We start from the raw sequence: 12,944 nt of genomic DNA, 5'->3' as shown, positions 1-12,944 counted from the left end.
CCATGACGTACTGCGTTGCCATGAACCTGGCCGATGGCCTGGTGTTCGTTTCCGACTCGCGCACCAATGCCGGTGTGGATCACATCGCCACCTTCCGCAAGCTGCACCTGTTCGGCGTCCCCGGCGAACGGCTGATCGTGCTGCAAAGCGCGGGTAATCTGGCCACCTCGCAATCGGTGGTCAGCCTGCTGCGCCAACGCTGGGGCAGCGAGCAGGCCAACCTGCACAACGCTGCCACCCTGTTCGATGCCGCCGGATTGGTCGGCGCCACGCTACGCGAGGTGCTGCAGCGCGACCAGGGTGCCACGCTGTGCCAGGGCCTCGACCTGGGTTGCTCGTTCCTTGTCGGGGGGCAGATCGGCCACGAAACGCCCCGTCTGTTCAATCTCTACCCACAGGGCAATTTCATCGAATCGTCGCTGGACACCCCGTATTTCCAGATTGGCGAGAGCAAGTACGGCAAGCCCATCCTTGATCGAGCGCTGCACCATGCCACGCCCCTGGAACAGGCACTACGCTGCGCGCTGATCAGTTTCGACTCAACCATCCGCAGCAATCTGTCGGTGGGCATGCCGCTGGACGTGCTGGTCTATCGACGCAACAGCCTGGCCGTACCCCAGGGCTTTCGTATCCACGACGGAGACCCCTACTTCGAACGTATCCGCGCCCAGTGGGGGGGCGGCCTGCGGCAACTGCTTGGTGAACTACCGGATGTACCAGGCCAGTACTGGGACTAGTCCATAGCGTTTGGCTGGGTGAGCCTGGCGCACACACATTTGTCATCATCCAGCCGGCTAACTATCCTGTCAGCGCAGTCTGTCACCCAGGCCTGTCACGCAGTTTCCTGCACGCCGCAGCAATAATCCGGTAACTCGCCATCATGAAGAGCGGCGCTTTCATACTCGACAACACGGTCATGGACCTCCTGCTGGATACCATTTGCGTGGTAGACGCGCATGGTCGCTTCATGGCGCTGAGTGCAGCCTGCGAACAGCTGCTCGGCTATCGTGCCGACGAGCTGATAGGCCGCCCGATGATCGAGCTGGTGCTGGAGGAAGATCGTCCGCGTACCCTGCAAGCGGCGCGCGAGATCATGGCCGGCGCCCCGCTGCCCTGCTTTGAGAATCGCTATGTGCGCAAGGACGGGCAAATCGTCCACGTCATGTGGTCGGCCCGCTGGTCCGAAGCGCATCAAGTACGCATCGCCGTTGCCCACGACATCACCGCCCGCAAACGCAGCGAGGAACGCCAGGCCGCTACCTTCGCCCTATCCGAAGCGGCGCATTTTGCCGAAAACCTGCCCGACCTCCTGCAACGCGTCAGAGAGATCATCCACGGCCTGCTGCCTGACAGCGAGCTACATGTTGCCCTGCCGGACAACGACAGCGGCTTGTTGCAGCTGGCCCTGCCCTGCGCCACGCCCGCCGAGGCGAGCCAGTTACTGGCCGACGCTCAACAGCTGCTGGCTGGCCAGCCCCCGCCTGCTCATGCCAGCTACCGGCTGGCCATACCGCTGCAGGGCAGCTCCGGCAACCTCGGCGTACTGCTCCTGCAGGGACAGCGCAGCACGCTAAGCTACCAGGCCGTCGACCGGCAGTTGCTGCACTACCTGGCAACCCAGCTGGTTGCCTTCATCGAGCGGCAACAGATGCTCACCCGCCTGCAACTCATGGCGCAGTTCGATCCCCTCACCGGCCTGCCCAATCGCGCCCTGCTGTTCGACCGCCTGCACACTGCGCTGGAGCGTGCCCGACGCGAGAGGCACCTGTTAGGGCTGCTGTTCATCGACCTGGACAACTTCAAGCAGATCAATGACAGCCTCGGCCACAAGGCCGGCGACCTGCTGTTACAGCAAGTGGCCCAGCGCCTGCAGGGGTGCATGCGCCAGTCCGATACCGTAGCGCGCCTGGCCGGTGACGAATTCGTAGTGCTGCTGGAAGACCTTGGCAGTGCCAGCCATGCCCTGCGCGCCGCCGAGAAGATCCGCCTGGCACTCAACGCCCCCTTCACCCTGGAGCAGCTCCCACAGCAGGTGTTGCCCAGCATCGGCGGTGCCCTCTATCCGCTGCATGCACAGGAGGCCACGCAGCTTCTCCAGCAAGCCGATACGGCCATGTACGCCGCCAAGCGTGCCGGTGGCAATCGCATTCAGCTGGCCAGCGCGCACGGGGCCATGCCAGGTCAAGACGGGCTGCCCGGCTAGAAGTAGCCCTCGATCTTTTTCTTCTCCATCGAGCCATCCTGATCATGGTCGATGATCCGCCCCTGGCGTTCCGAGGTACGGGTCAGCAGCATCTCCTGAATAATCTGCGGCACATCGCTGGCGGTGGACTCCACGGCGCCGGTCAGCGGGTAGCAACCGAGGGTACGGAAACGCACCCAGCGTTTGCGGATGCCGGCGCGCTGGGCGGCGCTCAGGTGCGGCACGATGCGTTCGTCGTCGATGCAGATCAGCGTGCCCTCATGCTCTACCACCGGCCGCTCGGCGGCGCGGTAGAGGTCGACGATCTCGATGCTCTCGAGATGGATGTACTGCCAGATATCCAGCTCGGTCCAGTTCGACAGGGGGAACACGCGCAGGCTTTCCCCCGGCTGCACGCGGGTGTTGTACAGCTGCCAGAGTTCCGGGCGTTGCTGCCTGGGGTCCCAGCGGTAGCGGTTGTCGCGGAACGAGCAGACGCGCTCCTTGGCCCGCGACTTCTCCTCATCGCGGCGGGCGCCACCGAAGCAGGCATCGAAACCGTACTGGTCCAGCGCCTGCTTGAGCGCTTCGGTCTTCATCACATCGGTGTACTTGGCCGAGCCTACCGAAAAGGGCGTGATGTTCAGACGCGCGCCGTCGGGATTGATGTGCACGCGCATATCCAGTTTCAGCTTTTCCGCCAGGCGGTCACGGAACACGGCCATCTCGCCGAACTCCCAGCCGGTATCCACATGCAGCAACGGGAAAGGCAGCGGCCCCGGGAAGAATGCCTTGCGGGCCAGGTGCAGCAGGACGGTGGAGTCCTTGCCAATGGAGTAGAACAGGCAAGGGTTGCGCATCACCGCCACCACCTCGCGCAGGATGTGGATGGATTCGGCCTCCAGGGCGCGCAGGTGGGTCAGGCGGTCGGGATGGGTCATCGGGTTGGCTGTCATGGCTTCAGGGATTACAGCTGGGGCAGTGGACGGGGTCGGCCCGTTCGGGCCGCTGACGGGTTGCGCTGTGACCACAGGCCGGGCACAGCCAGTGCTCGCGGGCGGCCTGCGTGGTCGGCGTGGCGCAGGCCCGGCAGGGCAGGCCATGTTCCAGATGGTCGATGCCGTAGCCCGGCGCCTGGCAGGCCGGACAGTGCTGGCTCAGGCGGTCGGCCAGGCGTTGTGCGGCGCGGCGGATGACCGCCTGGCGGCGTGGATTGAGGTGGGCACGCATGTCCGTCTCGATCCACACGCTGGCTTGCGTGGCCAGCACTTCGCGCAGCAGTCCCTCGAACGTCTCACCGTGCTGCAGGCCCTTGCGAAACCAGGGCTCGCCGGGGCGGCCGAGAATCAATCCGTGCTCGGGGAGGCCGGCGGCGCGGGCGAAAGCCCGGCCCTCCTCCAGGCTGCGCACCTCGCGGTGGGCATAGTTGGTGTCGCTGGAACCCTGGCTGGCATATACCGCATAGCCGCGTTCATGGTTCCACCAACACAGCAGTTCGCTGTTCCAGGCCAGCATGCCCAGGTAGGGGTCGCGGCCGAAGCTGCCTTCGCTGCCCAGACCATAGCGGCTCCCAGTATGCTCGGCGGCCAGCCGCGCCTTGGCCAGTGCCGTTTCGTGGGCGCTGCCCAGGCGCTCCACCTCGCGGCTGAAGGTGCCGAAGCGGTCGGTATCCAGGCTGTCGAGGGTTTCCACCCGGAAGCCGCAGCCGGCCAGGGCCTCTTCCACCAGCGGTGCCTTGTGGTGGCAGGTGAGAAAGCTCAGGCGTTTCATGGGGTCTCCTCAGCCGTGCACGGCGGCGTAACCGGGTTCGCCATCGAAGGTGTAGAGGTTCTCGGTCTTGATCGGCTCGAAACCGGCCAGGTTCAGGCGGGTCTGCAGAGCGAGCAGCTCGGCGAAGTCCACCGCCTGCCCGGCCGGTGCCAGGAAGCGGCAGCGCCAGTGATCAACGCAGGTGGTTTCGGCAAAGCCGTTGGGCCACACCTTGACCCCGCGGTTGGTGATCACCGACAGCGGCAGGCCCGGGCTGGCCAGCGTCTGCAGCCGGTTGCCCAGTTCGCTGGCCGGTTGTTCGCGCTGATGGAGGAACACATCGACGCCGACCAGTTGCTTGTGCGCCGGCGGGCGCTCGGGCAGCGGCCGCTGGGGCAGACGGCTGTCGGCCGGGTAGTCCACCGCGCGCAGCATCTCAGGCCGCTGACCGAGGCGGGCGATCACCGCATCGGCGAACTCGCGGGTCCCCAGCTTTTTCCGGCTGTGGGCCTGGTCGAAGATGTCGTAGGTGTGCAGCCCCTCCTCGAGGGTGCGCAGCCAGGCGTTCTGCACTCGGCTGGCCACCTCACCCTGGCCGATGTGCAGCAGCATCTGCACGGCGCCCTGCAGCAGGCCGGAGGGGTTGGCCAGGTTCTGCCCGGCGCGCCGCGGCGCCGAGCCGTGGATGGCCTCGAACATGGCGCACTGCTCGCCGATGTTGGCCGAGCCGGCCATGCCGACGCTGCCGGCGATCTGCGCGGCCACGTCGGAGAGGATGTCGCCGTAGAGGTTGGGCATCACCACCACGTCGAACTGCTCCGGGGTGTCAGCCAGCTTGGCTGCACCGATGTCGACGATCCAGGTTTCCTGTTCCAGGTCCGGGTATTCGCGGCCGATTTCCTCGAACACCTGATGGAACAGGCCGTCGGTGAATTTCATGATGTTGTCTTTGACGAAGCAGCTGACCTTGCGCCGGCCCTGCTGGCGGGCGTAGTCGAAGGCGTAGCGGACGATGCGCTCGCAGCCGGGGCGGCTGATCAGCTTGAGGCACTGGAACACCTCGTCGGTCTGGCGGTGCTCGATACCGGCGTAGAGGTCCTCCTCGTTCTCGCGCACGATCACCAGGTCCATGGTCGGATGTTTGGTCTGCACGAAGGGCGCGTAGGCCACGCAGGGGCGGACGTTGGCGTAGAGGCCGAGTGCCTTGCGGGTGGTCACGTTGAGGCTCTTGTAGCCGCCACCCTGCGGGGTGGTGATCGGCGCCTTGAGGAAGACCTTGGTACGGCGCAGGGATTCCCAGGCTTCGGGAGCGATGCCGGCCAGCTCGCCGCGCTTGTACACGGCTTCGCCGACTTCGATCACCTCCGGTGCGATGGCGGCGCCGGCGGCATCGAGGATGCGCAGGCTGGCCTGCATGATTTCCGGGCCGATGCCGTCGCCGTAGGCCACGGTGATGGGAGTCTTGTGCATGATGCGCCTCGTCAGTCAGGGGATTCGAGGCTATTCTGGCCAGCAAGATTGATTGTTGATAATCGAATTTAATCAGCTAAAGCATTGCCTAAAGACGATGGATAGATCCCGCTTCCACACCCGCCAGACCACCTTCCGCCAGCTGGAAATCTTCCGCGAGGTGGCCGAGCGACTCAGCGTCACCGAGGCCGCCCACGCCCTGCACCTGGCCCAGCCGTCGGTATCGACCCAGCTCGGCAAGCTGGAGCAGGCGCTGGGGCTGAGTCTCTTCGAGCAGATCGGCAAGCGCCTGCACCTGACCGATGCCGGCCGTGAGGTACTGCTGGGCACCCGCGAGCTGTTCGAGGCGCTGGACCGCCTGGAAATGCGCCTGGGCCAACTGCGTGGGCTGACCGCCGGCCAGCTGCGGCTGGGCGTGGTGACCACGGCCAAGTACCTGGTGCCGCGCCTGCTAGGGCCGTTCTGCCGCAGCTACCCGCAGGTCGAAGTGCAGTTCAATATCGCCAACCGCTCCGAGGTGATCCGCCGCCTGCAGGACAATCTCGATGACCTCTATGTGTTCAGCCAGCCGCCGCAGCACCTGGATATCGTCGCCACGCCGCTGGCCGACAATCCGCTGGTGGTGATTGCCCCCGCCGCACACCCGCTGGCCGGCAAGCGCCTGCGCTGGGAAGACCTGGCCGAGGAGCCGTTTATCAGCCGCGAGCCGGGTTCCGGCACCCGCCGCGCCATCGAAGAGCACTTTGCCCGCTTTGGCTGGAGCCTGCGGCCGCGCATGACCATCGAAAGCAACGAGGCGATCAAGGAGTCGGTAGCGGCCGGACTGGGCATTGCCATCGTGTCGCGGCACACGCTGGTGCATACCGCGCCGGGCAATCTGGTGGAGCTGGAGGTGGAGCAGTTCCCCATCCCCAACCGCTGGTACCTGGTGCGCTGGCGGGGCAAGGCGCTGTCGCCGGTGGCGGCGGCCTTCAGTGAGTTCGTCCGTGAAGGTGATTCATTGCTGATCAGCAATTCAACCAGCACATAAAATCCATTGTTCCACGCCTGTCGGACCTCCCTAGTCTGTGACTGTCCCCTACCCGTACGGAGCGCCAGACGATGAAAACCGTTCACAAGCACATCATTCCTACCGATGCCTCGCCCGTGCAACTGCGCCTGCCACAAGGCTGGCGCCTACTCAAGGCGGAGTATGTGCTGGTCACCAAGCAGGTGTGCTGCTGGGTGGAAGTCCCCACCGACCCGCAACGCGCGCAGGAGCACCTAGAGCTGCGCCTGTTCCGCAGTGGCGATGGCATTCCCGCTGATTACCACTACGTCGATACCGCCGTGGATGCCCTAGCCCCCGAAGCCTGGCACCTCTACAGCCGGCCGAGTCGCGCAGCCCGGGTCGCCGCCTAAAGCGTTGCAGACGGCCGGACCGGCCTTGCTCCGCGTCGTGACAGGCAGGCGCGACGCGGAGCCAACCGGACAATCCCCCCGTTGTCAGGCCGTCGGCTCATCGCCGCCAACCTCCAGCAGGCTGCCCAGCGTGGGCAACTGGGTTTCACAAGCCATTTGCGTATCGCATTCGATCTGGCGGCTGAAGCGTTGCAGGGAATGGTTTTGCGCCGGCTGGGCATCACTGGCAAATACCGGCGGGCTCATCAGGTAGGCGCTGAGCAGTTGCGTCAGCCCCAGCAGACTGTCGATGTGGGTGCGTTCGTAGCCATGGGTGGCATCGCAGCCAAAGGCCAGCAGCGCCGTGCGGATATCATGCCCTGCGGCAATCGCCGACTGGGCATCGCTGTGGTAGTAGCGAAACAGGTCGCGATGCACCGGTATAGCCTGCTCCGCGGCCAGCCGCAACAGATGCCGGGTCAGGTGATAGTCATAGGGGCCGCCCGAATCCTGCATGGCCACGCTGACGCAATGCTCGCTGGACTGCTGGCCCGGGGCAACCGGAGCAATGTCGATGCCGACAAATTCACTGACATCCCAGGGCAAGGCAGCCGCGGCACCGGAGCCAATTTCCTCGGTAATGGTGAACAGCGGATGGCAGTCGATCTCGGGAGTCAGTCCTGATTCGACAATCTGCTTGAGCGCACAGAGCAGCGCGGCAACGCCTGCCTTGTCGTCCAGATGGCGCGAACTGATATGCCCACTTTCGCTGAACTCCGGTAACGGATCGAACGCGACGAAATCACCGATCGAGACCCCCAGCGCCTCGGCATCAGCGCGATTGCTGCAGTCGGCATCCAGACGCAGCTCGACATTGTCCCAACTGATCGGCAGTTCATCGATGGCCGTATTGAAGGCGTGCCCGGAAGCCAGCAGAGGCAGCACGCTGCCACGCAGCACGCCGTGGTCGGTAAACAGACTGACCCGGCTGCCCTCGGCAAAGCGACTGGACCAGCAACCGATCATGGCCAGGGCCAGACGGCCGCTATCCTTGATCTCGCGCACACTGGCGCCAATCGTATCCAGGTGCGCCGAGACGGCCCGATCCGGGCTCGACAGGCGCCCCTTGAGTGTGGCGCGAATGGTGCCACGACGCGTGAGTTCATAGGGGATGCCGAGTTCGTCAAGACGCTCGGCCACATAACGCACCAGCGTATCGGTGAAACCGGTGGGACTGGGAATGGCGAGCATTTCCAGCAGGACGCGACGCAGGTAGTCCAGGTCAGGTGCAGGCAAGCGCATGGTGGCTCCTAGCCCTGTGGGCGACTGAGGGGAAACAGAAGATCGATGAAGCGTTCGGCCGTCGGCTGTGGCTCATGGTTGGCCAGCCCGACCCGCTCGTTGGCTTCGATCAGCACGTAAGCCGGCCGGTCTGCCGACTCGACCAGCAGATCCAGGCCGACGACCGGAATCTCCAACGCCCGCGCAGCACAGACTGCCGCCTCGGACAGCTGTGGATGCAGGCGCGCAGTGACATCTTCCAGCGTGCCGCCGGTATGCAAGTTGGCTGTCTTGCGTACCGCCAGGCGCGTACCGGCCGGCAGGATGCTGTCGAGGGCATAGCCGGCATCACGCAGGGTGCGCAGGGTTTCCTCGTCCAGCGGAATTCGACTCTCCCCGGCCGTAGCGGCAGCACGGCGGCGGCTCTGGGCTTCGATCAGTTGCTCGATACGGTGCAGACCGTCGCCTACCACCATGGCCGGATGCCGGATAGCCGCAGCAACCACCTCATAGCCGATGACCACGATGCGCAGATCATGGCCGGGGTGATAGCTCTCCAGCAGCACACGAGCATCGAACTGTCGGGCACGCATAATCGCCCGCTCCAAGGCCTCGGCATCCCGCAGGTCCACGGCCACGCCCTGGCCCTGCTCGCCATTGACCGGCTTGACCACAACCCGCCCATGCCGCGCCAGGAACTCGGCATTGGCCGGCGCGCCTGCGGCCAACTGCTGGGCGGGCTGGCTAAGACCGGCCTGGGCCCAGGCTCGATGGGTCAACTGCTTATCGGCGCAGAGCGTCATGCTCACCGCACTGGTCAGGTCTGACAGCGATTCCCGACAGCGTATCCGCCGCCCCCCGTGGCTCAGCGTGAACAGCCCCGCCGGCGCATCATCGACCTGCACCTCGATACCCCGGCGTTGCGCCTCGTCGACGATGATCCGCGCATAGGGATTCAGCGCAGCATCCGGACCAGGGCCGAGGAACAGGGCCTGGTTAATGCCGTTGCGGCGCTTGATGGCAAACGTCTGCAGAGGCCGGAAACCCAGCTTGCGGTAAAGCGCCTTGGCTTGCTGGTTGTCATGCAGCACCGACAGATCCAGATAACTCAAACCGCGACTCATGCCATGCTCAACCAGGTGGCGCACCAGCGCCTCGCCCACCCCCGGACACGGACAGTCGGCGGCGACCGCCAGGCACCACAGGCTGCTACCGCCCTCCGGGTCATCAAACGCCTTGCGATGATTGAGCCCCATGACGCTGCCGATTACTGCGCCGCGGGCGTCCTCCGCCAACCAGTAACTGGGCCCGCCCTGCTCTCGGGGAGTAAGTTGTTCAACATCCACCGGCAGCATGCCGCGTTGTACATAGAGGCAATTGACAGCAGACCAGTCGCTGCTCGTCTGTACGGGACGAATACTGAAGCCGCGAAAGCGCCGGCGAGCCGGGCGGTAATCACTGAACCACAGGCGCAGGGTATCCGAGGGATCAAGAAACAGTTGCTGCGGCGCATAGGCCAGCACCTGCTGGGGCGCTGCCACATAGAGCGCAATATCGCGCTGGCCAGGTTGCTCACCCAGTAAATCCGTGGCCAGCGCCTCAGCCCGTGGATAGGTGTGGCCAATCAGCAAGCGCCCCCAGCCACAATGAATACGCTGCGGCTCGCAAGGTTGGTTGCCAGCCTTGGCATGGTGCGCCTGGAGACGCTCGTAACTGGGCGATTGACCGCGCACCAGACGCTGTTTGTAGGCCGTTGCACGCATGATGGGCTCCTGTGAACGGCCTACAGACCGTGCTGCGAAAGCCAGAGGTTGAGCGCAGCCAACTGCCACACCTTAGAACCCTGCAGTGGCGTGATATGCCCGGCTGGATCACTCAACAGGCGGTCCAACATAGCGGGTTCATAGAGACCGCGCTCCTGACTGCCATCGAGCAACAGGTCACGCACCCAGTCCAGCGTGGCCCCCTGCAGGTGCTTCAGCCCAGGAACCGGGAAGTAACCCTTGGGCCGGTCAATCACCGCCGCCGGGATCACCTGGCGCGCGGCCTCCTTGAGTACCTGCTTGCCGCCGTCACCCAGCTTGAAGCGTGGCGGAATACGTGCCGCCAGCTCGACCACGCGGTAGTCGAGGAAAGGTGTACGGGCCTCCAGGCCCCAGGCCATGGTCATGTTGTCGACCCGTTTGACCGGGTCGTCGACCAGCATCACCGTGGTATCCACACGCAGCGCCTTGTCCACTGGAGCGGCGGCGCCCGGCTGGGCGAAATGCGCGCTGACAAACTCGCCGGCCCAGTCGCCGGCATGCCAGCGCTCCTGCAAAGTGGCCAGTACCTCGTCATGCTCGCGGTCGAAAAAAGCGCGCCGGTATGCCTGCACAGCATCCGTCTGGCCGTCGATCTGCGGGTACCAGTGATAACCGGCAAACAGTTCGTCGGCGCCCTGGCCGCTCTGCACCACCTTGCAATGCTGGCTGACCTCGCGCGACAGCAGATAGAACGCGATGCAGTCATGACTGACCATCGGCTCGCTCATGGCGCGGAAGGCCGCCGGCAACTGCTCGAGGATCTCCCGCTCACTGATGCGCAGCTGATGGTGACGCGTGCCGTAGTGACGGGCGATCAAATCCGAGTAATGGAACTCGTCGCCGCGTTCACCTCCGGCATCCTCGAAGCCAATCGAGAAGGTCGAGAGATCCGCCACGCCAGCCTCGCGCAGCAGCCCGACCAGCAGGCTGGAGTCGACACCGCCGGAGAGCAGCACGCCAACATCCACCGCTGCACGCTGGCGAATCGCCACCGCCTCGCGCAGAGAGGTCAGCACACGCTCCTGCCAATCGCCCATTTCCAGCTGAATCTCGTCTCGCTGCGGGCCGAACGTCAGCTGCCACCAGCACTGCTGCTCGCGTCGGCCATTGGCATCGATACGCAACCAGCTGGCGGGAGGCAGCTTTTCCACCGCGCGCAGCAGCGTCCGAGGCGCCGGCACCACGCTATGGAAGCTCAGGTAATGGTGCAGCGCGACCGGGTCCAGGCCAGCGTCAACCCCGCCACCCGCGAGCAAGGCAGGCAGGCTGGAGGCAAAACGCAGGCGCTGGGCATCCTGGGTGAAATACAGCGGCTTGATGCCCAGCCGGTCACGGGCGAGAAACAGCGACTGGCTGTCCCGCTCCCAGATGGCGAAGGCAAACATCCCGTTGAGCTTCGCCAGCAGAGCCTCGCCCCAGGCGTGGTAGCCCTTGAGCAGTACTTCGCTGTCGCCGTCGGAGTGAAATACGTAGCCCATGCCCTGCAATTCGGCACGCAGCTCCGGATAGTTGTAGATTGCGCCATTGAAGACCAGCGACAAGCCGAGCTGCGGGTCGATCATCGGCTGTGCCGACGCCGCCCCCAGGTCCATGATCTTCAGACGGCGATGGCCAAAGGCCAGGCAGCCCTGGCTATGAAAGCCACAATCATCAGGCCCCCGCGGAGCCAGATGGTGAGTGATTCTTGCCAGTGCAGCCAGGTCGGCCGGCTGCTGGTCAAAGCGAAGTTCTCCTGCGATTCCGCACATAGTTCCTTACCGGTGTTGCCGTTGGGGAGGTGGTCGCGCAGTGGCGAATCCTTTTTTACCGAAACAAAAAAACACTTTCATGTCAAAGTTTTATTTCTGACAATTACTGATATAAATCTGAAATATTGGTTACAACTGAAATGGAATCACTACCAGTCGATGCGTTTGAACCCGCGCTTTTCCGGGCACTGCGACGCTTGCAGCAGGCCGGCGAAGTGCACGCCAAGCGACTATCCCGTTATGGCGGACTGACCCCCATGCAACTGCTGATCCTGCAAGTGCTGGCCGCCGAGCCCAAACTGACCGCCAGCACCCTCAGTCGCCGTGTCAGCCTGAGTGCGGCAACGCTCTCGGGCATGCTGGATCGCCTGGAAGAACAGGGACTATTAGGTCGGGAGCGCGACCCCGCGGATCGGCGCCGACAATGGCTTTCCCTAAGCGACACAGGGCTACAGCTCTTGCAGCAAGCCCCGCCGCTACTACCCCCCACCTTCAGGCTGGCATTCGCCGCACTACCGGAATGGCAGCAACATGCATTGACTGCCGCCTTGCTGCAGGCCGCAGAACTGTGCGGGGAAGCTGACAGTTGAGCCGTGCCCTCGGCACAGGGCTGGCCCACAGGGACGGCGACACCGCCCCTGTTTACAGAGACCGGCCAGCCCTCCTGTGGCGGGATGAGTCAAGAAGACATAGACCAGCAAACGCTTAACACACTTTTCGACAGCCAAAGAAAAACCCCTGATTTTCGCTAGAAAATCAGGGGTTTATTTGGTGGGCCGGGGGGAATTTAATTGACCTCATAAGGTACTGATTTATATAGATTATGAATAAACATTCAGTTTTTGTGCCCCCTAAAATGCCCCCGCGCAATCTTTTAGATGAACGGTCGTTTAGGGAGTTGAACTCGCATCCTGAATTAGAGTTTTTTAGCACGAAGGCCCGCTTCGCATTCCTGTTCGCTCAGAGTGATCTTGATCCGCCGGCAATTACCATCCTCGGAGGCATGATGCGGTGACCTATAGCCGGTGCTCTACCCCGCAGCTGCTCAGCGACGACTCGACGCGAGACGTTTTCCTGGCGGTGGTGTATGAACTACTGAAGAAGGGTACGGCGGCAGATATGCTGCAGAGGGCTAGAGACTGAGCTCGGCAGAGATGATTGTGGCCCTGATGCAATATCCGCAAATTACTGAACTTGCGGAGTTTGCCCGCTCAGTTCAACGGCTGGTTGCTACAAAACCTATTTTTCAACAGAAACGGCCGAAGAAATAAGCCGTGATACAAGCCCACGATGAAAAGCCCCGCAATGCGGTAATGCTGTTCACTTAAG

At 63.7% G+C, this 12,944-nt stretch carries 11 protein-coding genes; 5 read left to right on the top strand and 6 right to left on the bottom strand.

What is annotated here, in order from left to right:
* Positions 1–2: 2 nt before the first annotated feature.
* Together CFY91_RS08185 and CFY91_RS08180 are read left to right on the top strand one after the other, a co-directional pair.
* The gene (locus tag CFY91_RS08185) at positions 3–737 is read left to right on the top strand and encodes a proteasome-type protease (protein ID WP_093985865.1); all 735 of its coding nucleotides are present in this window, start codon (positions 3–5) and stop codon (positions 735–737) included.
* A 143-nt stretch (positions 738–880) separates the two neighbouring features.
* Positions 881–2,203, top strand: coding sequence for a sensor domain-containing diguanylate cyclase (locus tag CFY91_RS08180; protein ID WP_093985864.1), 1,323 nt, complete (start codon positions 881–883; stop codon positions 2,201–2,203).
* Here the strand turns inward: CFY91_RS08180 and cysD are convergent.
* The 3 genes from cysD to CFY91_RS08165 are packed head-to-tail and all read right to left on the bottom strand — an operon-like array spanning position 2,200 to position 5,401.
* The gene (gene cysD / locus CFY91_RS08175; RefSeq protein WP_229727128.1) at positions 2,200–3,123 is read right to left on the bottom strand and encodes a sulfate adenylyltransferase subunit CysD; all 924 of its coding nucleotides are present in this window, start codon (positions 3,121–3,123) and stop codon (positions 2,200–2,202) included. The genes CFY91_RS08180 and cysD overlap by 4 nt on opposite strands.
* Positions 3,124–3,142: 19 nt before the next feature.
* Positions 3,143–3,952, bottom strand: a complete 810-nt coding sequence (locus CFY91_RS08170) for a DUF6671 family protein (RefSeq protein WP_093985862.1) — start codon at positions 3,950–3,952, stop codon at positions 3,143–3,145.
* A gap of 9 nt (positions 3,953–3,961) precedes the next feature.
* A complete protein-coding gene (locus CFY91_RS08165; protein ID WP_093985861.1) occupies positions 3,962–5,401 on the bottom strand; it encodes an NADP-dependent isocitrate dehydrogenase in 1,440 nt (479 codons plus the stop codon).
* Positions 5,402–5,498: 97 nt separating this feature from the next.
* Between CFY91_RS08165 and CFY91_RS08160 the strand changes: the two genes are divergently transcribed.
* Positions 5,499–6,431: a LysR family transcriptional regulator gene (locus tag CFY91_RS08160; RefSeq protein ID WP_093985860.1), complete on the top strand. Its 933-nt coding sequence runs from the start codon at positions 5,499–5,501 to the stop codon at positions 6,429–6,431.
* Between the two features lie 71 nt (positions 6,432–6,502).
* Positions 6,503–6,802 carry a DUF7352 domain-containing protein gene (locus tag CFY91_RS08155; protein WP_093985859.1) on the top strand — a complete coding sequence of 100 codons (300 nt, stop codon included), beginning with the start codon at positions 6,503–6,505 and terminating at the stop codon, positions 6,800–6,802.
* Positions 6,803–6,886: 84 nt separating this feature from the next.
* On the opposite strand, the gene CFY91_RS08150 is transcribed toward CFY91_RS08155, so the two are convergent.
* The 3 genes from CFY91_RS08150 to CFY91_RS08140 are packed head-to-tail and all read right to left on the bottom strand — an operon-like array spanning position 6,887 to position 11,615.
* The gene (locus tag CFY91_RS08150; protein ID WP_093985858.1) at positions 6,887–8,083 is read right to left on the bottom strand and encodes an osmoprotectant NAGGN system M42 family peptidase; all 1,197 of its coding nucleotides are present in this window, start codon (positions 8,081–8,083) and stop codon (positions 6,887–6,889) included.
* Positions 8,084–8,091: 8 nt separating this feature from the next.
* Complete coding sequence (gene ngg / locus CFY91_RS08145; RefSeq protein ID WP_093985857.1) at positions 8,092–9,825, bottom strand: N-acetylglutaminylglutamine synthetase; 1,734 nt, start codon at positions 9,823–9,825, stop codon at positions 8,092–8,094.
* Positions 9,826–9,845: 20 nt separating this feature from the next.
* Positions 9,846–11,615, bottom strand: a complete 1,770-nt coding sequence (locus CFY91_RS08140; RefSeq protein ID WP_093985856.1) for an N-acetylglutaminylglutamine amidotransferase — start codon at positions 11,613–11,615, stop codon at positions 9,846–9,848.
* A 140-nt stretch (positions 11,616–11,755) separates the two neighbouring features.
* Between CFY91_RS08140 and CFY91_RS08135 the strand changes: the two genes are divergently transcribed.
* On the top strand, positions 11,756–12,205 hold the full coding sequence (locus tag CFY91_RS08135) for a MarR family winged helix-turn-helix transcriptional regulator (RefSeq protein ID WP_093985855.1): 450 nt from the start codon (positions 11,756–11,758) through the stop codon (positions 12,203–12,205).
* Positions 12,206–12,944 lie beyond the last annotated feature (739 nt).

This window comes from Pseudomonas fluvialis, from assembly GCF_002234375.1.
GTDB lineage: Bacteria > Pseudomonadota > Gammaproteobacteria > Pseudomonadales > Pseudomonadaceae > Aquipseudomonas > Aquipseudomonas fluvialis.
This window is presented reverse-complemented; position numbering and strand designations above follow the sequence as displayed.

Excerpts from the sequence above, each read along its gene's own strand:
- CFY91_RS08185 (WP_093985865.1), top strand. The coding sequence starts at position 3 with ATGACGTACTGCGTTGCCATGAACCTGGCCGATGGCCTGGTGTTCGTT.
- CFY91_RS08180 (WP_093985864.1), top strand. The coding sequence starts at position 881 with ATGAAGAGCGGCGCTTTCATACTCGACAACACGGTCATGGACCTCCTG.
- cysD (WP_229727128.1), bottom strand. The coding sequence starts at position 3,123 with ATGACCCATCCCGACCGCCTGACCCACCTGCGCGCCCTGGAGGCCGAA.
- CFY91_RS08170 (WP_093985862.1), bottom strand. The coding sequence starts at position 3,952 with ATGAAACGCCTGAGCTTTCTCACCTGCCACCACAAGGCACCGCTGGTG.
- CFY91_RS08165 (WP_093985861.1), bottom strand. The coding sequence starts at position 5,401 with ATGCACAAGACTCCCATCACCGTGGCCTACGGCGACGGCATCGGCCCG.
- CFY91_RS08160 (WP_093985860.1), top strand. The coding sequence starts at position 5,499 with ATGGATAGATCCCGCTTCCACACCCGCCAGACCACCTTCCGCCAGCTG.
- CFY91_RS08155 (WP_093985859.1), top strand. The coding sequence starts at position 6,503 with ATGAAAACCGTTCACAAGCACATCATTCCTACCGATGCCTCGCCCGTG.
- CFY91_RS08150 (WP_093985858.1), bottom strand. The coding sequence starts at position 8,083 with ATGCGCTTGCCTGCACCTGACCTGGACTACCTGCGTCGCGTCCTGCTG.
- ngg (WP_093985857.1), bottom strand. The coding sequence starts at position 9,825 with ATGCGTGCAACGGCCTACAAACAGCGTCTGGTGCGCGGTCAATCGCCC.
- CFY91_RS08140 (WP_093985856.1), bottom strand. The coding sequence starts at position 11,615 with ATGTGCGGAATCGCAGGAGAACTTCGCTTTGACCAGCAGCCGGCCGAC.
- CFY91_RS08135 (WP_093985855.1), top strand. The coding sequence starts at position 11,756 with ATGGAATCACTACCAGTCGATGCGTTTGAACCCGCGCTTTTCCGGGCA.